Source organism: Pedobacter jejuensis, from assembly GCF_003725795.1.
Lineage (GTDB): Bacteria > Bacteroidota > Bacteroidia > Sphingobacteriales > Sphingobacteriaceae > Pedobacter > Pedobacter jejuensis.
Genome location: NZ_RBEE01000023.1, coordinates 90,496 through 115,591, shown reverse-complemented (window position 1 = coordinate 115,591; position 25,096 = coordinate 90,496). Strand labels below are relative to the sequence as shown.

17 protein-coding genes are annotated in these 25,096 nt (G+C 37.6%); 4 read left to right on the top strand and 13 right to left on the bottom strand.

Translation table 11 applies throughout. The annotated features are described in order from the left end of the window. Positions 1-20: 20 nt before the first annotated feature. From D7004_RS11395 to D7004_RS11355, 9 genes are all read right to left on the bottom strand, one after another. On the bottom strand, positions 21-2,678 hold the full coding sequence (locus tag D7004_RS11395; protein ID WP_244214307.1) for a glycosyl hydrolase: 2,658 nt from the start codon (positions 2,676-2,678) through the stop codon (positions 21-23). A 119-nt stretch (positions 2,679-2,797) separates the two neighbouring features. Beyond that, complete coding sequence (gene rhaM, locus D7004_RS11390) at positions 2,798-3,106, bottom strand: L-rhamnose mutarotase (protein WP_123205986.1); 309 nt, start codon at positions 3,104-3,106, stop codon at positions 2,798-2,800. A gap of 46 nt (positions 3,107-3,152) precedes the next feature. Then, complete coding sequence (locus D7004_RS11385; protein ID WP_208646829.1) at positions 3,153-4,280, bottom strand: glycoside hydrolase family 88/105 protein; 1,128 nt, start codon at positions 4,278-4,280, stop codon at positions 3,153-3,155. 45 nt (positions 4,281-4,325) lie between these two features. Continuing rightward, positions 4,326-7,232, bottom strand: coding sequence for an exo-beta-1,4-galactosidase (locus D7004_RS11380; RefSeq protein WP_123205984.1), 2,907 nt, complete (start codon positions 7,230-7,232; stop codon positions 4,326-4,328). Between the two features lie 203 nt (positions 7,233-7,435). Beyond that, positions 7,436-8,230 carry a rhamnogalacturonan acetylesterase gene (locus D7004_RS11375; RefSeq protein ID WP_123205983.1) on the bottom strand — a complete coding sequence of 265 codons (795 nt, stop codon included), beginning with the start codon at positions 8,228-8,230 and terminating at the stop codon, positions 7,436-7,438. 110 nt (positions 8,231-8,340) lie between these two features. After that, positions 8,341-9,114: a rhamnogalacturonan acetylesterase gene (locus D7004_RS11370; protein WP_123205982.1), complete on the bottom strand. Its 774-nt coding sequence runs from the start codon at positions 9,112-9,114 to the stop codon at positions 8,341-8,343. A 12-nt stretch (positions 9,115-9,126) separates the two neighbouring features. Next, the gene (locus D7004_RS11365) at positions 9,127-10,983 is read right to left on the bottom strand and encodes a rhamnogalacturonan lyase (RefSeq protein ID WP_123205981.1); all 1,857 of its coding nucleotides are present in this window, start codon (positions 10,981-10,983) and stop codon (positions 9,127-9,129) included. A gap of 44 nt (positions 10,984-11,027) precedes the next feature. Further along, a complete protein-coding gene (locus D7004_RS11360; RefSeq protein ID WP_123205980.1) occupies positions 11,028-12,356 on the bottom strand; it encodes a rhamnogalacturonan acetylesterase in 1,329 nt (442 codons plus the stop codon). Between the two features lie 723 nt (positions 12,357-13,079). After that, positions 13,080-15,737 carry an alpha-L-rhamnosidase gene (locus D7004_RS11355; protein ID WP_123205979.1) on the bottom strand — a complete coding sequence of 886 codons (2,658 nt, stop codon included), beginning with the start codon at positions 15,735-15,737 and terminating at the stop codon, positions 13,080-13,082. Positions 15,738-15,941: 204 nt separating this feature from the next. On the opposite strand from D7004_RS11355, the gene D7004_RS11350 reads away from it, so the two are divergent. Further along, positions 15,942-16,274 carry a hypothetical protein gene (locus D7004_RS11350; protein WP_123205978.1) on the top strand — a complete coding sequence of 111 codons (333 nt, stop codon included), beginning with the start codon at positions 15,942-15,944 and terminating at the stop codon, positions 16,272-16,274. 61 nt (positions 16,275-16,335) lie between these two features. On the opposite strand, the gene D7004_RS11345 is transcribed toward D7004_RS11350, so the two are convergent. Next, on the bottom strand, positions 16,336-16,728 hold the full coding sequence (locus D7004_RS11345) for a response regulator transcription factor (RefSeq protein ID WP_123205977.1): 393 nt from the start codon (positions 16,726-16,728) through the stop codon (positions 16,336-16,338). 41 nt (positions 16,729-16,769) lie between these two features. Continuing rightward, the gene (locus tag D7004_RS11340; RefSeq protein ID WP_123205976.1) at positions 16,770-17,534 is read right to left on the bottom strand and encodes a DeoR/GlpR family DNA-binding transcription regulator; all 765 of its coding nucleotides are present in this window, start codon (positions 17,532-17,534) and stop codon (positions 16,770-16,772) included. Positions 17,535-17,690: 156 nt separating this feature from the next. On the opposite strand from D7004_RS11340, the gene D7004_RS11335 reads away from it, so the two are divergent. Genes D7004_RS11335 through D7004_RS11325 form a run of 3 tightly spaced genes read left to right on the top strand, consistent with a single transcriptional unit; the run spans position 17,691 to position 21,560 of the window. Continuing rightward, positions 17,691-19,280 carry a glycerol-3-phosphate dehydrogenase/oxidase gene (locus D7004_RS11335; RefSeq protein ID WP_407946542.1) on the top strand — a complete coding sequence of 530 codons (1,590 nt, stop codon included), beginning with the start codon at positions 17,691-17,693 and terminating at the stop codon, positions 19,278-19,280. A 19-nt stretch (positions 19,281-19,299) separates the two neighbouring features. Next, a complete protein-coding gene (glpK, locus tag D7004_RS11330) occupies positions 19,300-20,790 on the top strand; it encodes a glycerol kinase GlpK (RefSeq protein WP_123205974.1) in 1,491 nt (496 codons plus the stop codon). A gap of 32 nt (positions 20,791-20,822) precedes the next feature. Continuing rightward, positions 20,823-21,560, top strand: coding sequence for an MIP/aquaporin family protein (locus tag D7004_RS11325; RefSeq protein WP_123205973.1), 738 nt, complete (start codon positions 20,823-20,825; stop codon positions 21,558-21,560). 186 nt (positions 21,561-21,746) lie between these two features. Here the strand turns inward: D7004_RS11325 and ligD are convergent, their stop codons facing one another. Then, positions 21,747-24,452 (bottom strand): DNA ligase D, encoded by a 2,706-nt coding sequence (gene ligD / locus D7004_RS11320; RefSeq protein WP_123205972.1) that lies wholly within the window; start codon positions 24,450-24,452, stop codon positions 21,747-21,749. Positions 24,453-24,571: 119 nt separating this feature from the next. Next, complete coding sequence (locus tag D7004_RS11315) at positions 24,572-24,931, bottom strand: hypothetical protein (RefSeq protein WP_123205971.1); 360 nt, start codon at positions 24,929-24,931, stop codon at positions 24,572-24,574. Between the last annotated feature and the right edge of the window lie 165 nt (positions 24,932-25,096).

The window sequence follows — 25,096 nt, the reverse complement described above, 5'->3', positions numbered from 1 at the left end:
CTACCAATCATCGCTTTAAACTAAAAATATGGTGTAATGGATACCGGTCCGATTAAGCCTGAAGGCATCAATGACCAATCAGATGCATCAAAATTCTTATAATTAATATTTACAAAATTAATTTCATGATATTTTCTCCATTGGATTTTTTTCCTGTCCATATCCCGGATGCGATTGGCCATCAGGTTTACCACTTCAACTCTGATGGTATTATTTCCGGGCTTTAAATATTTACCAATTCTGGCTTCAAATGGAACGCTCCATAAAATCCCGACAAGCTGACCATTTATCCAAACTCTGGCGCTTTCATCCACCTTATTGAGATTCAAAACATATTCCTTGGCAGTTTTAGCCGCCAGATAAAAATGAGATTCGTAAATGCCGGTTCCTGAAAAAGCAGCTAATTTTGGATCGGCTAGTTCTGTCCAGGAAATTAGCTTTTTTAGTTTTTGATCAGCCGGAAGCTCCGGACCACCAGCGGTAAAATGCAAAGTCCAGGGATTATTCAGAACAAGCGGATTACTCTTTTTATTTAGATATTCCCATGGGGAATTTTGAACCGGTGTTTTTGAAACATTTAAAAACAAACTTTCACCAGATTTTATTTGAACCCTTACTTTGTTTCCCAGCTTAGATGCTAAGCCTGTATGTCCGTTTTGAGGATCTAAAATTACCGCACTTCCCATCGTATTTAACGGTATTTCGGTGTCAACATCTTTTGCAGTATGATTTACAAGATAATAATACGTCGTTTCGCCGCTTTTTCTTCTGATGAATTGTAATCCAGAATCTATCAAGGCCTCTCTATCGATAGTGTTTTGAGCGAGTGCAGACTTCACATCATTTGCTAAAATAATTTTGCCCTTACCGATTTTGTAAGTCATTGAACCTTTTTCAACTTTTGAGAAGGTAAAAGAAGAAAGGGTATTTTTAAATTTTGCTCGCCTCGATTCCAGTTCATTCAGTCCCGGAACATCTTTAGGCAGTGATTGGAATATTACCGTTGCGCCGGCATTAGCCAACCGCAAAATGTTTTCTAAAGTTTCATTACTCATCAAATCACAAGATGGAACAATCAATACCTTATAAGGCGAAGCATTTTTGGCGGTCAGGATGACTCCATTTTCAGCTTCAGTTTTGGCCAGCAATCTATCAGAAGCAAAGTCAAATGAATAACCTGTTTTTTTTAGCTCAACAGCCAATTTATAAAATGCGCTTGGATGCAACCATTTATCAACACCATGCACAGTTAAAGCCATATCAAGTCCTTTCGCCTTATTCCACACATCATAAATAGGCCAGTATATCAATAATTCATTATCGGGTTTTCCTGTTTGTAAAATCGATTGGCACCGGGCAAGATAATCATTAAGGCCTTTAGCATGCGGCCATAAACTGTTATTGGGATTTATCTCAACTGAGGCGTAAAATAGCCAGCCCGGCCAAGGCACATTTTCAGGAGAATTTGTGGTACCATGATAAAAAATGTGATTTACACCAGATAAAAATAACTGTTCTGCTTCAGGTTTACATTGCGAAAATGAAGTTTTAAAATGTTCGGTAAGCCAGGTAAAAGTTTCTGATGACACTAATGTTTTACCACCTGTATGGGCAGCTGAAGAGGCGAATTTGCTCATCATCGGGTCAGGATCAACATTTCTAACATCAGCAGGTGCTCTTCTGATTCCCGGAATATCAAATGAACTGGAGCCAAAAGTTTCTGTTTCCGGAATGTCTACTGCACCGTAGAGATCTAGCAGATTACCCGGCGAACCATGAGATTGATTCTTTGTTAATGATTTTAAACCATGTGCCCAGTTAGTCCAGTTCTTGGTAAAATTTTCCAAAAGCAATTCATCCATGGTTTGACGGTAATCTGATTTCAAACGGGCAATGGTTTCGCTAGTAGAATCTTTGCCGGCCAAATCTTTTAAATGCTTCGACAAATCGTAACCCCTATTCTTTTTAAATTCGGCAAAAAAAACAGGTGTCCAGGTAGCGCCATAAACTTCATAACTATCATTAAAAAAAGACCTTATGCCTTGTGGCTTGTTTTCGAATGAATCTGTAAATCTTTTTAAATAAACATCAACCGAAGGTTTATCTAGGTGGTCAAGCGTGAATCCTTCTCCACCGGGAGCGGCACGTTTAACCATTTGTCTGGTTTTGCCGGAAAAAGCTGCATAAATTTCCCAGGTACCCGATTTTGGTGACCAGCTTAACTGACCATCCGTGTTAAGGGAAGAAAGCAAATCCTGAGTTTCACCATTGGGACCATAAGCTGTGAGTGCCTGTAACTTTGCAAACTCCTGCTTAGTTTCCTTTACTTTAATGCTTTCTGATAATTTCTCTCCTGCGTTTAATTTATAGTCCTGAATAATCAATTTACCTGCAGCATATTCTGGCTTTACCTGCGGACCGCCAAATGGCCATCCGGTTCCTGTATTCATATCAACGCCCAAACCAAGCGAATTGGCTTTTTTAACGGTATAATGAAGTGCGTTCATCCAGGCAGGAGATAGAAATTGAAGGTACTCTTTTTCGAAACCTAAAGCACCATAAATGGGCGTAATCTCTACACCTCCAAGCCCTGCAGCTGCATATTTCTGTAAAACGAAACTCAAATCTTTTTCATTAACAGCATTACCCATCCACCACCACCTTGTCCAGGGTTTCATTTGCTGCTCCTGCTTTGGCCACGACACTATATTTTTAGACTGTGTTTGGGCACTGGCGAGGTTATAGAATGAAATTCCAATAATAAGTAAGGAAAAAAATCTTTTAGTCTGCATGGCTACTAGTCTAGATGAAATACCATTTCTAAGGGAAAAGATTTTGGAGATTTATCTTCATTGGTTTCCATGATATCAGCCATATAAGCCCACCACTTCTGAACGATTTCCTCTGTGCCTAAATCCTGCGATGAATTAGCATTTTGTCTCTGAACGGCAAATAACGTATCAGTCTGCTCATCTAAAAAAATAGAATAATCGCTGATGCCTTTTTCTTTCAAAAGTGTAGCTAATTCCGGCCAAACCATATCATGACGGGCTTTATATTCGGCCTTAAAACCAGCTTTGATTTTCATTTTAAATGCAACTTTCATTCGATATTGGTTGTTAAATTTATCAGAGCAATTTGAGGATGGTGTCCTACTTTTTTAATTTATAAACTTCAGAACCGGCCAGCAAAAAGCAGCCTAAACCATAGTCTTCGAAATCAGGTCTGCTGGCGTAAGTTACCGGCTGACCATCTTTAGGTTCTTTGCCTGTTCCCTGAGTAAAGCCCAAAGAGCCATCTTTTTGAACGGCATCTTTTGACATTCCGCTCCAGGCTTTATTAATGATTGGCAAATACGTTTTTTTATCCAACATTCCCTTATTCACGCCCCAAGCCATTCCGTAAACAAATAGTGCAGTACCGGAAGTTTCTTTTCCACCAAAATGGTTTGGATCGTGAAGGCTTACATTCCAAAAACCATCTATACGCTGTAGCGGAACAAGGGTCTTGATCATTTCATGATAGGTTTTCAGGTATTCATCGTAACCTGCTGCGTTTTTAGGCATAATTTCCAATATTCGAACCAGTGCTGCAACCACCCATCCGTTGCCTCTTGACCAGTAACAATCTTCACCATTTGGTTCTTTGTAAGGCGGAACGAAATCTTTATCTCTCCACCATAGCCCATCTTTGGCATTATACAAACCGCCACCCTGAACATTTTTACTATGAAGATACATTTTGTACATGTAATCGTAATAGGTTTTGTCGTTGTACAGCTTTCCGAGTTTGGCAAAAACAGGCATTGCCATTTGTAAAGCATCAATCCATGTCCAATCATCAACTTTACCAGAACTTATCATTAAATCAATTGAGGCTTTAATTTCTTTAATTCGTTCTGGCTGTTTATCAATATTGTACAAGTCGATGTATGTTTGTCCACAAGCCTGGTTATCGGCATCACGGGTTTTAATGCCACCTCTTAATCCCCAATTATGCTTCTCACCCCACTGTAATGCATAGTCGTAGTATATTTTATCAGGATTAATCTGATACAATGCCATTAAACCTTCATAATAAACCGCTCTGGTCCAAAGATTACTTGGCCTTTCTTTGTTGGTAATAATTGATTTTCCTGCATCAGGCCACTTATTCATAAAGTAAGCATTCGTTAACTTTAAGCTTTGCAAAACTTTCGCCTTATCGGGGATTTTTTGTCCATAAAGCAGTTGGATCGATAGCCCAACCAATAAGGTCAGACTGATTATTACTTTCTTCATTTTTATCGTTTTTATTTCGTTATTCCTGGCTTCAGGCTAAAATGATTAATTTGTTTTTGGCTTTGGTTTTAGCTCATCCGGACTATCTTTTGTGAAAGTATCAAATTGAATTTTAGATGGGCTTTGGAAAATATCCTTTATTGTGCTATAAGTAACCTCATATTTTGGATCGAACTTTTCAGACATCATGTACTGCTGCAGGCTAAAATAAAGTTGTTGTGCGGCCGGCGAATCCAGTATATCAGGAGAAAGGTTAGCACTCGAAATAATAAGCTTGCCTTTTCCCACCCTGGCTTCTAACACTAGAGCTAATTTGCGATTTAAAAACCAGGTATCGATTGGCTGTACGATCGGCTTAAAACCGGATGGAAAATCCTCAAGATTCATAACCTGTGCTTTGTTAACGATTTCCCACCATTGCATATCGCTGTGGTTTTCCGTTGGAAAGTTGGTAAAGGCGGGATGTTTGGGATCGCATAAAATACCTTGCGTATGCGGAGGACGCATTTTAAACCAGGATGTATTCCAGAAAACAGGCAAAAATGTTTGTACTACTTCTTTACCTTTTACTACTTTTCCGGCAGCATTGAGAAACACATTGCCTCCTTCATCCAAAACTTTTTTGGCCTGTTCATCCAAATCAGTGGTGTAGTAAAAATTGGTTTTAAGTTTTGGCAGTACAGAGGGATAAACCCAAAAATCCCAGTCGTTAGCAAACTCCGTTCCCTGAATACTTAACTCCAGATTTAATTTAGTTGCTTTCTGAATAGAACTAAAATTGAAGTTAATGTCTCCAATATTAACGCCATTTGCAACAGGTATCGTTTTTTGAAGAAAGCTTCCTTTGGCTAATACAAGGCCTTTTTCATCTTTTATCGTCCATAACAGGTTGGCATTAACCAACGGGGCTTTACCAAAATGGGCAACTTCAACTCCGGCAACTAGACTTTCGTTATTGGAGTAAACAAATTTAGGTACCCTAAGCAATGGAACAGTACTGTTGGAAAAACGCTTGAAAGCTTTCGCTGTTATGTAACCTTTTTCATCCCAAAACGCATCTAACACACCAACTAAAGCTGTTCCTTGTCCGGGATAATCATTTAAGGACAATAACTGATAGCCGTTGTAATTTGGGGTTCTCAACGCCTTTTCAATTTCATTTTTATAGCACAAAACCTGCAATTTACCTGAGGCCATCAAAAAATTTTTTGCCTGGTCTGCCATATCATGATCGGCTAAATCCTCCTGAAACATTTCAAAGTTTTTGGGTTTATAAACACCTGTATACTTCTTCATTTCTTCGAAATTCGGAAAAACACAATATTGTCCCATTTCGTGCGCCACAAAAGGTACTGAGAATTGTTCTATTTGCTTAGCATAAGTAGAAATGCTCTCAGGTCGTTTAGCCCAATCTAAACCCCGGGCTCCTGCGCGAACCATAAACTCATTATTTGGAATTACCGGCCAGCTGCCGCCTACCGAGGCTCCGGTATACAACCTTCGGGAATCTTTGGCCTTCCAGTAATTATTAAATTTGGTTAAATACTCTACCTGTTTCCCGCGGGGTTCATTACCGTAGGCCATCATGCAAAAAGAGGCATAGTTTCCGTAGTTTTTAGCCATGCGATTGGTTTCATCATAAATAAATTCGTCAACAGGCTTTCCCTCTCCGATGGATGTGCCGTGATTGGCCCAACTTGGTCCTTCAGGCTGCAGATAAAACCCGGATAAATCTGCCGCGATAAATGCCGCTTCAGGCGGGCACCAGGAGTGAAAACGCATGTGATTTAATCCATGCGCCTTGGAAATTTTAAATATTCTCTGCCAGGCAGCCACATCCATTGATGGATAAGCAGTTAGCGGAAATTCACAGTTATTGACGGTGCCACGTAAAAAAACCGGGCGACCGTTAATTTCAAAACGCCTGCCAACAGCTTTGAATTCCCGCATTCCGAATTGAATCTGCTTTTCGTCTTTCTTACCATCATCAGCAACTAACGAAGCCGATAAACGATACAATGCCGGATCGAATTCATCCCAGGTTACAATTTTATCACCCATCGGATAATTAACTTCTACTGTGGCTATACCATTTTTAAGTTGATAAGCCAAGCTAAGTGGCTTTACACCAACAATGTTTTTGGTATTGAAACTCTTTGCAGATAAAGTGATTGTCCCCGAAGATGAAACCCTCGCAGGTCCCTTTAAAGTGATTTTAATCTTTGCTGATTTGTGCTTTAAATCCGGATAAACCTGGACATCATCAAAATAAACCGGAGAGCCGGCTTTTAAAAATATTTTTCCAACTACGCCGTTCCAGTTTCCCTGTGTGTGATCAGTTAAACTATGCGAATCCGGACCAACATTGATGGCTTTAATCCGGTTATCAATTAGTAATGTGATGGTATGTTTTCCGCCCTTTAAAGAAGATGGAAGTTCAAAGTTTTGTGCAACAACGAATGTGTATTGAGTTCCAATTTCTATGTCATCAATCCACACGCGTGTTTGCGAATGCGGGTACTCTAAAGATAAAACTACGCGTTGTCCTTTCCAGTCTGCTGGAATTTCAACCTCTTTTTGATACCATGCAGCACCAGTATAATGTTTCGCAGGCGTTAACCAGAATGGAATTTTCAGGTTTCCGGGCTGACGATATTTTTCGAGCCGTGGGTGATAGAAATAAGAACTGTCATAAATACTTCCTGTCCATTTTGTTTTAAGGGTTATTTCATCGCCTTTTAAATTCTCAGCCATGGAACCAGGTAAATTTACAGTTTCAGGCAGTTTGGTAGCATACCATTTGGCTTGCACACCTTCATCTTTCGCATCGATTTTGAACCTCCACTGCCCTTTTAAGGAAATGGTTTGGCCGAACGTATTTGTTGCAAACAAAGCAATCAAACAAATCGCAGCAGCTATATACTTGACCAAAGAAAACTTTTTACTGTACATAATAAATGGATGGGATTGCTGAAGCATTAAACATATCTGGTCAAAGGCACTATTATAGCATTAAAAATAAGTATGGGCAACCTGTAGTGTCCTGCTGGATTGAATTATCTGCAGGTTTTTTCCATCCCTAGCAATAAATTAATTAGAGATGAATTCAATTGTATGTTAAAAAAGATTTAAACAAAGGAGCAATTCCATGGAATTTACTTCAAATACCGATTCAATTTGTTCGTTTTGACTGCCTTTAAACCCTCTACCACAAAGCTTGCATTTAGTTTAGCGCCCTCTTCATTAGTGTGGGTATGATCTTTTTCTGTAAAGTAGCTTTTAACCTGTTCTACAGATGAGGCTGCATATTTATCTTTTATTAATTGGTTGAGGGGAATAAAATCCACTTTTTCATCTTTAGCTATTTGGCCAGCCCATTCTGCATAGCTATCGGTTACCAGCACGATTTTCTCATTATTTACCGGGTTACGGGGAATAGATGAACAAACAATGGCTATAGCACCTTTAGCTTTAATATCGCTGATGAATTTCTTCATATACCAGCCATAAGTGTAAACAATTTCCTGTTTCTTTTTAATCGGATTGTATATTTCTTTGCTTTCCATCCCGATTCCTTTGATAGTACCTCTTGCACGAGCTGTATCGTCGAGCGGACTGCTATCGTTATGACCAAACTGCATCATTACAAAATCGCCTTTTTTTACTTTAGCCAATACGGCTGCCCATAAACCATTTGTTTGAAAGGTCCGGCTGCTGGTTCCGCCTAAGGCATCGTTTTCTACCGAAATTTTATCTTTATCAAAAAAGCTTTCTAAAAAACTTCCCCATCCCCACAAATTACCATCGCCTTTACCTTTACCATTTTTTACGGTTGAATCTCCGATTAAAAACAAGGTCGGCTTTTCTTTTTGTTTTAAGATAATACACGAAGAAAACACGATGAATGTGCTAAATAGACTTATTAATAAGTATGTTTTATTTGATTTCATTGGTTTCGTCCTTTATAAAACTATTCTGAATCTTTAAATGATGATGGCTTTGTAATAAGAATTTTTTAGAAAATGATTTCTTCTATGGAAAAAAATCAACCTTTACATATTCACAGTAGGTATTTTTTAAGTTTACAACCTTTCAATGCCTTAATTCCTTCTACAACGGATTGGGCGTTGACTTTAGCGCCTTCCAGATTGGTATGTGTATGGTCTTGGGGGAAAAATGTCTTTACTTTTTCAGGTCCCATTTCATCATATTTATCCCCTGTGATTTTGTTTAAATCTACAAAATAAATATGCTCCTGCTGCGCAACTTCTGCTGCCCATTTTCCAAAGTCTTTATCTGCTCGAAGTACTTTCCCATTCCTAAACTCGTTTCTAGGAATCATCGAAATTACAATTGGTGTAGCACCTTTAGCTTTGCATTCCCGAACAAATTTTCTGATATACCAGCCGTAAGTGTGAACGGTTTCAGGCTTTCCATCGGGCCATTTTAGTTGTTTTGTTTCTTCACCCGTTCCTTTTAGAACGCCTCTACGACCGGCCTTTGTGGTATCGGGTTCGCTACCTTCATTGTGGCCAAATTGCATGGCTACATAATCACCGGGTTTCAAGGATGATAAAACCCTATCCCATCTTCCTTCAGAAAGAAATGTTCGGGTACTCCTTCCAGCCATTGCATTATTTTCAACTGAAATTTTGGTGGTATCGAAAAGTGCGGCAATCGGCGTTCCCCAGCCCCAGGTTTCTTTGTTGGCATTTCTAACAGTAGAATCACCAATGATATGCAGTACCGGCTTTTTTTGTTGAACAAAAGCGGAAGCTATAATTGCAATTGCAACTATAAGGAGTCTTCCCGATTTATATATGTATTTTGCCATAGAAACGATAATCTAATGATGAGGTTCAACGAGAATAATGTTCGGCTTTGGCGCTTTCTTCATATCTAAGCCAAAATAAAAACCGGTGTGCGGTGGTTGGTTATAACCTACGTTTTGCCAGGCAATGCTTAAACGGTATTGCGGGTCGTGCATTAAGGTATAAGTTCTATGCGTTGTTGGAATTGTTGTGGTGTAAATTCTAAGACTTTGATTATCCTGCGAACGAAGAATAAGCTCTTCCCGCCAATCGCCGAAAATATCAGCACTTAGCACCGGAGTTGATTTGGTGCCATTATTTGCTACTGCGCCGATTGCCGTAAGAAGATTTCCGTGGTTATATTTGTCGATGTGATTGCCATCTAAAAGTTCACGGGAAAGATCCTCATCCCAATAAATCAGAAAATTAGTTGACGTCGGCTGTGAACCAATCCTGTTTCCTTTATTATCAAACAAACCATTTGAATCCGACCACCACATTTGCGCACCAATGCGGGTGTTGTCAATATTATCGGCTACACCGCGGCCAACATCCTCATCCTCTGATGCATGCCAGAGTATTTCGCCTGTTTTAGCATCATAAAGGGCAACTCCACAACCTTTTGTTCCTTCTTCAATTTCATGGACTCCAAAAACTTCCAGACCTGGCCTCTGGGGATCAAAATCTGAAACATGCAGCGCATCTCCGTGTCTCAAACCGGTGGTATATAAACCTTTGCCATTATCATCGATACACATTGATCCAAAAATGATCTCATCCTTACCATCGCCGTCAACATCCGCTACAGATAAGTTGTGATTACCCATACCAGAATAGGCATTTTTCTCATCGCTGGAGTCGAAAACCCATCGGGATGTGAGTTTTCCATTTCGCCAGTCCCAAGCTGCCAAAACCGTCCTACCGTAATAACCTCTGCCCATAACCAAACTTGGATGAATCCCATCCAGATAAGCAATGCATGCCGTAAATCTATCCACCCGGTTGCCGGTACTATCGTTTTTTCCATTACCTCCAACGCCGCCCCAAGCTGCAATGTTTCCCCTTTCAGGAAGGTAAAGCGTCGTTGCTAAAGCCGCTCCGGTTTTCCCGTTAAAGATGGTAAAAAACTCAGGACCCGATAATATTTTTCCGTTCTTATTCCGATAGTCTTTTGTAGAATCGCCAATTACTTTGCCCTTCCCGTCCACCGTTCCGTCGGCAGTTTTACAGGCAAACTCTGCGATTCCGTCCCCATCTAAATCATAAACCATAAACTGTGTATAATGAGCACCTTCCCGAATATTCTTTCCTAAATTTATCTCCCATAAAAAAGTTCCATCTAGTTCATAAGCCTGAAAAATAGGCGGATCAGTTATTCCATTTGAAGAATTATCGCGACCACGACCGGTTTGATGTAATACAATATCATATTCTCCATCACCATCGAGGTCGCCAATAGAAGCATCATTTGGTACATAGCCGGCTGGTGTATGCAATGGAATGTTTAAATATTGCTGAACCGGCGTTTTTGGCTTTAGCAAAAAAGCTTTCTCTGCCAGCTGTTGATGTTTATTGATTATTGGCTTGATAAAATATTTGTTTTCTAATTCAGGATTTACATTACCATCAGTAAAATTAGTTCCTGTTGTTAGCGGAAATTGATTTAGCTTTTTGGCAGGTAGGCTACCGGTTTGACGATAGAGGTTGAAGGAAATGTCATCAGGCTCGGTACCCAGAATTCTCCAACTTAGAAATACCGAATCCTTCCCTGTACGAAGGGCAACCAATCCTCTTCCCAACTTTTCCATCTGCCGCTGGGCAAAAGAATTTGTTGATAGTATGAGCAAAGAAAGCAAAAGGCAACATTTTATAACAATTGATTTATACTTCATTTAGTATATCTTATAGAGTAAATAACTGTTCCCTATTAATTCGTTTAATTTCCATCGGGTTTAACGATACTATTTCTCGGACTTTCAGGCCATTTCCACATCATTGGATCATCAGGTTTCGAAGGATTAAAGGCCGGAAAATCATCCACTATAAATTTCGAAATCCCCAACTTTTGGGCTTCTATCCCCATAACAACACATTTGGCAATTTCATAAGCACCATAAGGATTAAAATGCGTATTATCTGCAAGCGCTTTATCCTGACCAGGATAGCTATTGGCGGGATAGTGAACAAATGCCTTTTTGGAATTTTCTTCGCCTAGCGCATCATAAAGCTGAGCTGTCATTACATTCAAATCAATTAATGGTACGTTTTCAGCAGCTGCGACTTTTCTGGCAGCATCAGGAAAATCACCCAAGGTGTTTTGGGTTTTGCCGTTTGCATCAAACGACCTTCTGCTTGTTGAAGTTACAATAACAGGAATGCCGCCTTTTTTTCTAAACTCGCTGATAAAGGTTTTTAAACGGTCTGTGTAGGATTTGTAAGCACCATCGCCCGCCCCTTTATCCTTTTGATCATTGTGGCCAAATTCGATAAAAAGGTAGTCACCAGGTTTTGCAATACTCAATACTTTTTCAAGCCTTCGGCTAGCTATGGAAGAGCCAAGGGTTAAGCCAGATTCTGCATGATTGGCAATAGCTACACCCGGCTTAAAAAAACGAGGAATCATTTGCCCCCAGGATGCCCATGGTTCGTCTTCCTGATTAACGACCGTGGAGTTCCCTGCCAGGAAAATTGTAATCTGATCTTCTACTTTGGTAATTTCAATCGCAGCAAGAGCTGTTTGATGATCAAACTCCAATGTTAGTTTATCGTCCCAATCCAGCTTATTTAATTCTCGGGGTTTTAAACTAACAATACTTCCAGTACTGATATTTCTGTTTTTTACGTTTACCATGAAGGTTTTGGTTGTAAATACACCAGGTTTGGTTCTTACATCTTCAAGCACTAAACGGCGCGACTCTGCCTTGATAGTTGTATGAACCGATTGTCTGGAATCACCCAAAGTAACAGAAACCCTATAATTTCCTTCTGGTACCGCAACTGAAAAATAGAAAGGTTTATCACTCCTTACTAAATCAGCAGTTAGTAGGTTTTTTCCACCACGGTCAAATCCTTCCACTTTTGAGTCAAAATCAAAACCATATGTATCGTTTCGCGAAAAACTGGTTTTAGGCAGAATCTGAATGTAGTTTTTAGCCACTTTCCCGGGGCCAAAGTCAAATTTATAATCAGTTTTTTGTTGCGCAGCTACGCTTGTAAAAAGAGGTAATAAGGTGTGACCGATTAAAAGTATACGTTTGAAATTCATTTAGTTTGCTATTGGAATAAGTGACAGATAGAACTTAAAAATTGAGGCTTGTGAAGTTTAGATAATTATTTTTGTGTGGAAAATCTAGGAACGGCACCAAAATCAACTATTGAAAACCGTCTGTTACCCGAGAAATCAGGAACTTTAAAAGGAGGCATTACAAAAGGGTTCGCTAAATCGATTTGCACTATCTTAACAGAATAGATTTTGCTAGTGAAGGAAAGTATAAATCCGGAAATCAATAAATGAAATAATTGGAATACAATACGTTTTTTCATAGCCGGAATTGGGTATAATTGATTAGTTAAAGCTTAAATATGAGCTCAATCAAATATACAGAAACGAATCTCACTGGCTATCCTGTAGTCACCTGCTCAATGTTAGCACTGAATATTATATTGGCAAAACGAATTTATTAAGGCGAATCAGATATATATAAAGCTTTAAAACTGTTAATTGCAAATAACATAGGTAGAAAACATGACTAGAAGATCAAATATTTTTGGTCATCTATTCAACAATTTTCAACATTAAATTCGCGTAATATTCATTATAGCTATCCTATATCCTTTGCGGAAATGAATTTGGTGAATGGAATATTAAAATAACATTCGATATAGTTTAAACGCAGATTTTGTCATAGGTTCACGTCCCCAAGCTTCCACATAAATATTCTGCATCGAAAGACAGAAGTATTTTTTGGTTATAAGGGTTTATCAATAGTTACTTTACCTCAAATTCATAATTACCTGCTACAAGCTGAATTTTATTAGCTATTTCTTTTCCGTTAAGAAACAAAGTTTGTCCTTTGATTAAAGGTATTTTTGCGCTAGCTGAAGAATTAGCAGGAATAGTTACATGGTATTTAACACCTTTATCTGTTCTTTTCCATGATGAAATAATTTTTCCGAAAGGTCCATCATGCGAAGCTTCAAAATGATTTAGTCCTTCAACAAAGTGAGGTCTGAGTAAGATGTTTTTAAATCCAGGTTTATCCTCATCTACCTTTATCCCTCCTATACCTTTAAAGAACCAGCCACCTATTTCACCAAACATCATGTGGTTATCAGAAATATCTCTCTTAGCTTGCATGTCCCAATTTTCATGTAAGGTTGTTGCGCCATTAACAATCCACCAGCCCCAACCAGGATATGTATCCTGAGCAGCCAATTTGTAGGCGATATCGCTATGTCCATTATCACTTAAAGCATTTAATACCGCTTTTGCACCAAGTACACCAACGTCAATATGCATTCCATCTGCTACCACCCTCTTTGCTAAATTATCTGCTACCAATTGTCGCGAGGCCTCGGGTACGATATTCCATTGCAATGCGATACTCAGCTCGGTTTGCACACCCTTACCATAAATTCCGGTTTGGGCATTAAAATATTTCGAATTTATGGCATTTTTTATCTTTTTAGCCAATGCACTATAAACCAAATAATCATTGTTGTTATTAAATAATTTAGCAGCTTTTGCCAAAATATCTGCATCTACATAAAAGTAAACAGACGAGGTATATTCTAAATCTGAAGTAGATTTAACGGGTACCCAATCGCCTCTGCCGAAGGTTGTTAACCCATTTTTACTTATTCCATCAACATAATTAACATATTGTTTGATGCTTTGATAATTATCTGCGAGCAATTTGCTATCGCCATAAAAGGTGTAAATATTCCATGGAATTATCGCAATTGTACTCGTCCAATCTGTGCCATTTGCTGTGCCATAACCCCAGCCTCCGGTAGGAATAATATCTGGCAACACGCCATTTGGTTGCTGTTCATCCCGGTGATCACCCATCCATTTTTCGTAAACTGTAATCCCATCGAAATTATACAATCCCGTTTCAATTGCGAAATGTCCATCGCCCGTCCAGCCATTCTTTTCTCTTTGCGGACAATCGGTTGGAAAACCATACAGGTTAGATAGATATGAATTATTGGTTGCCCACCAAATTTTGTTAATTAGTGGATTTGAAGACGACAACTTCCCTACAGCTGGCACATCACTATGCATAAAATAACCTACTAAACTTTTTTCAGTTAATCTTATTGGCTTTGAACTGGTTACCTCAATATATTGAAAACCCTTATAATTAAATAACGGCATAAATTGTTCATCTCCTTCGCCATTTAAAATAAATATATCGGTTTGAAAAGGGTCGGATTTGTCTTTCGGGCGATGGTACACATCAATATTCGACAAATCTGCATGCCCCAGACTGTCTAACCGCTCTGCATGTTTTAACCTTATCACAATACCCCTTTCTCCTGTTACTTTAATTTTTGTAACACCTGCGATATTCCTACCTAAATCAAAAAGATAGGTGCTATCGTTAAATTTGCGCATGGTTTTTACCGGAATTTCTTCAACATTTCTTATTGGATGCATAGCTTGAGCCACAATATTTTTAGATGGTGCAGCTCTTAAAGTAATGCCCTTCCATTTTGAATCATCAAAATTTACGGTGTTCCAACCCTTTTGTTCTAAACGGGCATCATAATGCTCTGCAGTGTAGATACTGTTTGATATAATCGGGCTTAAACTTGTTTTCCAATCACTTCCGGATGTTATCGTTTCTACCGAACCATCGGTGTAAGTAATTCTTAAATCCAGGCAAAAAGTTGGTCTGGCACGCCATGGTGCTTTATCAAAATTCCACACTGCAAGCGATTGATGATTATACCATCCGTTGCCAAGAAGAACACCAATTGCATTTTTCCCATCATTAAGATTCGAAGTAACATCATAACTAACATATAGATTTCTTCTGTCAAAACGAGTGTACATTGGGTCTAAACGATGGTTCCCAACCTTTTTACCATTTAGGTATAATTCATACAAACCCGCAGCAGCAATATAAGCTCTTGCCGATTTAATCTTTTTTTCTGCAGCAAATACCTTTCTAAAATATGGTGCTGGTAAAGTGTTGATGTCATTTGTATCGCTTATCCACGTTCCTTTCCAATTTTCCATAGCCATCATCCCCATTTCAAATGTCGATGTAGCTGATGAAATTTTGTTGCTCTTATCCCAAATCTCAACCCGCCAATAATATTTTGTAAATGGCGATAGTGTTCTTCCATTATAGGTTATTAAACTATTCGATGAAAGAATTTTACCCGAATCCCATTGAATGCCTTGTTTATTCGCAAGTTGAATAGAATCTGTTCCTATTATAATTCGATAAGCATTCTGAACGGCTCCTTTGGTTTCATCGAGCATCATCCAGGTAAATCTTGGCTTTGGATTATCTAAACCGATTGGTCTTACCAAATACTCACATTTAAGCTGTACAGGTTTTGCAGCAAATACTGTTTGTTGCAGTATAACAAGCAAAAGCAAAATATAAAATTTACGTAGAGATAATATCATAAGCAATGAAAAAGATGGATAATTGGTTAATCGATTTACTATTGATGCAAATAACGTTGATTAGAAATACACTTTACAATAATATACATTTTGGATTACTTTTTACCTCCTTAAAAAGCAGTGGATTTAACGTGTGTTTTAAAATAAATTAAACAACAAATTTTTACTAATTTTACGCCCTATTTGTCATCCCTCTAATTACTTATGAAAAATTTCATCGTTCTTTTTGCACTTGCAATTACACTTTTTGCATGTAAAAAATCAATTCCCGAACCCGATGTAATTAGATTAAAAGTATATATAACTGAAATTGAGCATACGAATGAAAATGAACCAAGCTTTTTATATTGGTATGTTAGAAAGGCTAAATCTGGCGGTTTTTATTATGTCACATCAACAAAAAGAACTTTAGATTTTACAGATTACAATTTTAATCATATCCTAAATATGCCTACAGATTTAGAGGGTGCTTTTCAACTCGATGATATTGTAGTATCCATCAACAACCTTAACGGAAAAATTAAAACTGATTATTAGCAGGCATAAAAAAAGAGAGATAACTTGAAAATTACCTCTCTCTAAATATTAAATGAATTGGTTATGCCTGAGCTGGCTTACCTTCATGGCTCTTTTTTATCTGAGCATTTATTCTTTCTAAAACATCGTAAATATCAAATGGCTTGCTGATATAATCATCTGCAAAAGCATCAATAGCTTTTTGCTCGCTATTGTTTTGGGCAGACATTACGATAATAGGAATGTGCTTGGTAAAAATATCTGTTTTTAAATCTTCGCAAATTTCTGCACCATTTCCATCGGGCAACATCACATCCAGCAGAAATAAATCTGGCATTGCATCTTTAATATTTTTCTTTAATTCAGAAAAAGATGATGATAGCTGTAGTTCAAACCCTTCTTCTTTTAAAAGAATCTCAATCACGTTTCTGATTTCCTGATCATCTTCTAAAATGTGTATTCTCTTTTTTGACATAATTCAAATTATTGTTTGGTTACTGTATTGGGTGATTTTTACTATACGATAGTTACAGTAACACCTAAACTTTCTAAATGTTTTACAATTTGTTCAGAAATTCCTTTGTCTGTTATAATGTGATCGATTTCATCTAAACCACATATCTTTCCAAAACCTCTTTTACCAAATTTAGATGAATCTGCAAGGACAATCGTTTTTTGTGAAACGCTAATCATTTTCCTATTCAACTGGGCTTCCATAGCGTTTGTTGTGGTTAAACCGAAATCTAAATCAATTCCATCAACACCTAAAAACAATTTGTTAAAATAAAAATCGCCTAAAATTTGCTCTGCATAACTCCCCAAAACTGATGAAGAACTTTTCCTTAAAATCCCACCCAATTGAATAACTTCTATGCTTGGTTCTCTCATAAGTTCCAGCGCTACATTTAATGCCGATGTTACAACGGTTAAGTTGGTTGCGGGCTGTAAATTTTTGGCAAAATACAAAACCGTAGTACCCGAAGCTATAACTATAGAATCATTATCATTTATTAATGTAGCAGCTGCTGCACCTATTTTATTTTTTTCTGAAGATTGAATCTTTTCCTTTTCATTTACGGGCCTATCAACCGTATAAGGATTGTTCATAGTTGCGCCACCGTGTGTTCTAAAAAGCAAGCTTTTATCTTCAAGTAGTTTTAAATCCTTTCTTATGGTAACGGATGAAACCTTCAGTTCCTTACATAAATCCACAACATTGATATATTGATCGCGTTGTAAACGACTTAAAATTAATTGGTGCCTTTCGGCTAAATTCATCATAAATATTACTTGGTTTTTTGCAATGCCACAAATTAATCATTTGCTAAATCATTTGTGTAAATAAAATAATAATTTTTTAATGATGATATTATATTATTTCGATTAGGATTACTTATAATTGCGTATTGTTTCGTTTTATTACCTTTTGTTTTGATGATGAGAATTCATAATACGGTCATTCCTGAAAATACCCAATGGGATATCATCATTATTGGTGGTGGCGCAACTGGCTTAGGTACTGCTTTGGATGCAGCTAGCCGGGGATATAAAACTTTATTGGTAGAGCAGTCAGATTTTGCAAAAGGAACATCGAGCAGAAGCACTAAATTGGTGCATGGTGGTGTTCGCTATTTGGCACAAGGTGATATTGGATTGGTAAAGCATGCCCTGCAAGAACGAGGGTTATTACAGAAAAATGCTGCTCATTTAGTAAGTAAAGAAGAATTTATAATTCCTTGCTACAGTTGGTTTTCCATATTAAAATACCTTACTGGTTTAACCATATACGATTGGCTTGCAGGAAAATATAGTTTTGGAAAATCGAAATACCTCAATAAAAAAGAAACTTTAGAAGCCCTTCCAGAAATAAAATCAAAAGGCCTAAAAGGTGCTATAAGTTATTTCGATGGCAAATTTGATGATGCCAGATTAGCAATTAATATTGCCCAAACGGCAATAGAAAATGGCGCCACTTTGCTAAACTATACCAAGGTAGTTGCACTGCAAAAGAGTAACAATGGCATTGTTGGAATAGAAACTGAAGATACTTTAACAGGTAATAGAGCCAAATTTAATGGTAAAGTTATAATTAATGCAACAGGAGTTTTTGTTGATGACATTTTAAAAATGAGTAATCCTGAATCTAAAAACATGGTTCGTCCAAGTCAGGGTGTGCATATAGTTTTGGATAGGAAGTTTCTGAATAGCGAATCTGCGTTAATGATTCCAAAAACATCTGATGGAAGAGTGCTTTTCGCTGTGCCTTGGCATAAACATTTATTGGTTGGTACAACCGATACACCTTTGGATGAACATAGTTTGGAGCCACGAGCTTTAAAAGAAGAAGTAGATTTCATTTTAAATACAGCGGGTGAATATTTTAATCAAAAACCCACTGAGAAAGATATTTTAAGTGTTTTCTCTGGTTTAAGACCGCTTGCTGCACCATCAAAAAGTGGTGGAAGTAGTACAAAAGAAATTAGTCGCGATCATAAATTAATGGTTTCTACTAAAGGATTAATAACTATTACTGGTGGCAAATGGACAACTTATCGCCGCATGGCAGAAGAAACCGTCGATTTAGCCATTGCCCATGCTAACTTAAATGCTAAACCTTGTGTAACAAAAAATTTAAAAATTCATGGATGCACAGATTTCAGCGATAACAATTACCTGGATATTTATGGTAGCGACAGACCTAAAATTGAAGCTTTAATGGCTGAAAATCCTGATTTGACTGAGCTACTTCACCCCCATTTTCCTTACAATAAAGCAGAAGTTGTATGGGCAATAAGAAATGAAATGGCCGAAACTGTAGAGGATATTTTAAGCAGAAGGTTACGTGTTTTATTTATTGATGCGCATGCTGCTATGGAAATGAGTAAATCCGTTGCATCAATTTTAGCAAAAGAGTTACAAGCAGATAAAAATTGGGAAGCAAACCAAGTCGAAATTTTTAATAATTTGGCCTCTGGTTATATTTATCAACCCGATTTAAAATTACCTAAAGTGGCTTTGGCCAAATAGTACCTAACCAAATTTAGTTATGAGCAAGTTTATCTTGTCTCTCGATCAAGGAACCACCAGTTCGAGAGCAATTGTATTTAATCACGATGGTGAAATCGTAGCCATTGCACAAAGAGAATTTACACAAATTTATCCAAAGGCTGGCTGGGTTGAGCATGATCCGATGGAAATTTGGTCGTCGCAAATCGCAGTAGCTGCCGAAGTAATCGTAAAGGCTGGTTTATCAGCGAGAGATATTGATTCTATCGGAATTACCAATCAAAGAGAAACCACCGTTGTTTGGGATAAAGAAACAGGAATACCTGTTTACAATGCAATTGTATGGCAAGACAGAAGAACATCAGCCTATTGCGATGAAATAAAAGCGAAAGGACTGGCTAAAAAAATTCAGGAAAAAACGGGTTTAATTATTGATTCTTATTTTTCGGCAACCAAAGCAAAATGGATTTTGGAAAATGTAGAAGGTGCGAAAGAGAAAGCAGAAGCAGGTAAATTAGCCTTCGGAACGATGGATAGCTGGTTAATCTGGAAATTAACAGCTGGTAAAACTCACGTAACAGATGTGACCAACGCATCAAGAACGATGGTTTTTAACATTCATAATTTAACTTGGGATGATGAGCTTTTAGAACTTTTCGGCATTCCGAAGCAAATGTTACCCGAAGTAAAGTCATCAAGCGAAGTTTACGGAGAAACCGCCGGTAATATATTGGCTGCGAAAATTCCAATCGCAGGTATAGCGGGCGACCAACAATCGGCATTATTTGGGCAAATGTGCACAGAAGTTGGCATGGTTAAAAATACCTATGGTACAGGATGCTTTATGCTGATGAATATTGGTAAGGAACCAAAACTATCTGCAAACAACTTACTTACAACTATTGCATGGAAAATTAAAGATGATGTTCAATATGCTTTAGAAGGCAGTATTTTTATTGGTGGTGCCGTAGTGCAATGGCTTCGAGATGAAATGGGTTTAATATCTAAATCTGCTGATGTAGAAACACTTGCTAAAAAAGTTCCGGATACACAAGGCGTTTACGTTGTACCTGCTTTTGCTGGTTTAGGTGCTCCACATTGGGATCAGCATGCGAGAGGAACCATAACAGGCTTAACCAGAGGTACAAATAAATCGCATATTGCAAGGGCTGCATTAGAAAGTATTGCCTATCAAACCATGGATGTTTTAAAAGCTATGGAAGCCGATGCCGGTGTAAGTATATCTGAATTACGTGTTGATGGTGGCGCAACAGCGAATGATTTGTTAATGCAATTTCAGGCAGATTTACTAAGTTGTAAAGTTATCAGACCAGAAGTTACAGAGGTTACTGCAATTGGTGCAGCTTACCTTGCAGGCTTAGCAACAGGTTATTGGGATAGCATCGACCAAATCCGGTCGCAATGGAAAATAGATAAAACTTTTGCAGCCGAAGAAGGCATTGATAACACCGAACGTATTAAAGGCTGGAATAGAGCAGTTAAAGCAGCACGAGTTTGTGCAGAAGAGTAAATAGATAAATTCAGAATTTAACCAAATATAAAATGACAGAGTTTGTTGCAGAACTTATAGGTACAGCGCTTATAATTCTATTAGGAAATGGCGTTGTGGCAAACGTTGTATTAAAAGGAACTAAAGGAAACGATAGCGGATGGATGGTTATAACCACGGCATGGGCACTTGCAGTTTTTGTAGGTGTTGTTATTGCTGCGCCATACAGCGGTGCCCATTTAAATCCGGCAGTTACCATTGCACTTGCCATAACGCAAAAGTTTGCATGGATAAAAGTCCCTTACTATATTCTTGCCCAACTTTGCGGAGCCATGATAGGATCGTTTTTAGTATGGATAATTTATAAAGACCATTTTGATGCAACTGAAGATAAAGGTTTAAAAGCTGCTCCATTTGCAACGTCGCCAGCAATAAGAAACTTAAAATCCAATTTAATATCTGAAATCATAGGGACATTCGTTTTAATTTTCGTGATATTCTTCTTTACCAATGCAGAAATGGGAACAGATAAAACACCCATTGGACTAGGTTCTATTGGCGCAATTCCGGTGGCATTTTTGGTTTGGGTTATTGGCTTAGGATTAGGTGGGACAACTGGTTACGCCATAAACCCGGTTAGGGATTTGGGACCAAGAATTATACACAGCATAATACCAATGAAAGGTAAAGGCACAAGTGATTGGGCTTATGCGTGGGTTCCAATTGTTGGACCAGTGGTAGGTGCAACATTAGCCGCTCTACTTTATTTAGCACTCAATTTTAAATATTAGAAACTACCTAAAATGTGAATCCAGGTATTTTAAATCGATTAATTAACACAAATATTATCCTTTAAGAATATTTTTGAAACCAATATTTAATACATTTGTTAACTAAATAATTCATTCATGTTTGAGCGCATGTTTGGGTTTAGATATGGGGTAGGCTTCTTAGCTTACCCCTTTTTTTGTTCTAAATTATCCAAATGTATTTTTTGCAGCATTTATTGCTTTCTTCAAATCAATTCCCTTTCCTAAAACGCCTTTAAATAAATCTCCTTCTTTTTTTAAGCGCTCAATAGCATTAAAAATATTGAAGTCTGTCATTTTTAAACCCGGTTTAATTTCTTCCCAGTGCAATGGCATAGATACGGTTGCACCAATTTTTGGTCGCAAAGAATAAGGACCAGCAATTGTAGCCCCAGGCCTGTTTTGTAAAAAATCTAAATACATCTTACCTTTTCTGGCAGAAACCATACGTTCTAAAGATGTAAATTCAGGAATTTGTTTATGCACTAAGCTTACAATTATTTTAGCAAACATCTGGCTTTGCTCATAACTGTATTTTGCATTTAAAGGTATATAAATATGCATGCCTGTAGAACCAGATGTTTTAGGGTAACACGGTACTTCAATTGCGTCTAAAACTTTTTTCACCTCTAAAGCTGCTTCTACAACCTGGTCAAACGTATGCTTATCCGGGTCTAAATCTACTACACAATAATCTGGGTTATCAGGACTTTGAACCCGGCTAAACCATGGATTCATTTCAATGCAACCTAAAGATGCCATCCATAATAAACTGTCAACATCAGTTCCTACCAAATATTCTTTTTTTTCTCCTTCCCCATTCTCATAAGGAAAAGTCTTAACCCAATCCGGAGCTTTACCTTTAACATCTTTTTGATAAAAACTTGGTCCGTGGATGCCACCCGGAAAGCGATTGAGCGATTGTGGTCTATCTTTTAAATACGGCAAAATATATTCGGCAACCTGATAGTAATAGTTAAACATATCACGCTTAGTTACCTTATCTTCAGGCCAGTAAATTTTGCTTAAATTGGTAAACTTTAATTCATGACCCTTAATTTTTCTAACTTGGGTTTCATCTTTTGGGTTTAGTAAAGTTTTTGGCTCTTTTCCTTTTGGTGGCTTAATAGCATCAGCATGATCAGAACTTTTTGAAGGTTTTTTTTCGTCAACTTTTATAATTTCACCTGTTGCTTTTTCCTTCTCCCTCACAACATCTTTAGCCTTTTTATCTTCACGCATACCTTGAAAAGATGGGTGACGAAAAACGCCATCATCGGTAACCTCTGTATAGGCAACCTCGCATACCAATTCCGGTTTTAACCATGTTGCCTGTGCTTTTGGAGGGTTAGGGCGAAATCTTGAAGGCTTGTTAACATCGGGTATTGATTCGAAAGGACTTTTATCAATTATTAAAGGCTTGAATTGTTCCATCATCGTTTTCTGAAGCTTATCAGAAAAACCGGTACCAACTTTACCAACATACTGCAACTTTCCCTTTTCATAAACACCCAATAGAAGTGAACTGTATGATTTTGAAGTATCGGCATTTTTTGTAAAACCAGCTACAACAACTTCTTGCCGCCTATGAACTTTTATTTTTAACCACTCCTTCGAACGCCTATCCGGACTATACAAGCTATCAGATTTTTTAGCAATAATTCCTTCTAAACCCATCCTTTCGGCAGCATCGAAAAAATCAATTCCGCTAGCTTTAAATACTTTGCTTAACCTCACGCTATCATCATCTGTAGGCAAAATATCTTGCAAAATTGCCTGGCGTAGATTTAAGGGCAAATCCATTAAATTCTTTCCATCATACCAAAGGATGTCAAAAACATAGAATACCAACTCACCGTCAGCTTCACTTCGCCAATTTTGTAAAGAACCGAAATTCGAAATTCCCTTATCATTTAGTACCAATATTTCGCCGTCTAGTACCGCATTTATTTGCCAGGTTTGCAATAAATCGTATATGGGATAAAATTTATCGTTAAAAGATTTATTGTTTCTGGATAATAAATCGACCTTGCCCTTATTTATAAAAGCCAAAGCCCGATAGCCATCCCATTTAACTTCATATTGCCAATCTGGGTCATCGAAGGGTTCATCAACCAAGGTTGCTAGCATCGGTTTAATGCCATCTGGCAGCGCAGATTTTTTGATATTTTTTAAAATACTACTGATGTTAATATCTTCAGGCGCTGTTGGTTTTATTTTCTTTTCAAGCTTTTCTTCAGGAGTTTTTTTTGATGGCTTTAGCTTCTGCTCCTGCCCTTCTTTCCAAACCGTATCAGAGGTTTTAGCCATACTTTCTATGGTTTTACCTGATAAAACCGATTCATCTTGCTTGGTTATATCTTTTATAGAAGCAAAATCATCTTTATGTTTAATTAAAAGCCATCCATTTTCACCCATTCCGTGGGTTTTAACCAAAGCAAACTCACCTTTCAGTTTCTCACCATTAAGTTTTATTTTGAGTGAACCATCTTTTAATTGCTGAATCAAATGCTTTTCTTGTGCCTTTTTTCCTTTGATATCTTCAATAGGTTCGTAAGTGCCACTATCCCAAACGATTACTGTTCCACCGCCATACTCACCTTTTGGGATAATGCCTTCGAAATCTTTATAATCATAAGGATGATCTTCAACCATCATGGCTAAACGTTTGGTTTTAGGATCGGTAGATGGACCTTTAGGTACTGCCCAGCTTTTTAAAACACCATTCATTTCAAGCCTGAAATCGTAATGCAAGCGAGATGCATCATGTTTTTGGATTACAAAATGTAATTTATTACTATCGTTGCTTTTACCAGATTTTGGCTCGGTAGTTTTAGAAAAATCTCGCTTGGCAGCATATTTACCCAGACTCATAATAATCAAATTTTATATAGAACATCGCTCTAATACAAAAGGTTTGTTGCCGTACGTTGATTACTTAACCGGATTAAAATATAAGTGCTTTAGTTGTTAAACGATATGCAGACATCATTTTATTTTCTTACTGTATTATTATCCTTTTCCTTTGAACTTAATAAGGAAACCGCAAGAGAAACGGTTAAAAATGCACCTTGAAGAAGCAAATAATTTCTTTTTCGCTTAATGCCTCGATAGATGTTGTATAGTGCAATTGCACCTAGTCCACCCAATTCTATATTTTTTGTTAATTTACCAGATGACCCTTTTCTATTTAAAGCAAATCGCAATATTTGATTAACTAAGCCAACATTATTTGCTACCTTTCTACCAATAGTTCGTTTCGACTGATGCTTTCCAATTGCATCACCAGCCATTTGTAAACCACCAAGCAACACCTTGCTTATCTCAATATTCCTTGAATTTCTTTTTATCATATCATCCCAAATTAGATATGAACTCAACACAGCAAAAAGTAATATGGTTTTAAGAAAGATAGTACTAATTGGTTTATCTTATAAAAACCATGTGATAGAAATTTGCTATTTCGAAGATTTTGCTTTCTAAGAACAATGTTTCATTAACTCTTTGGAAGAACCAAT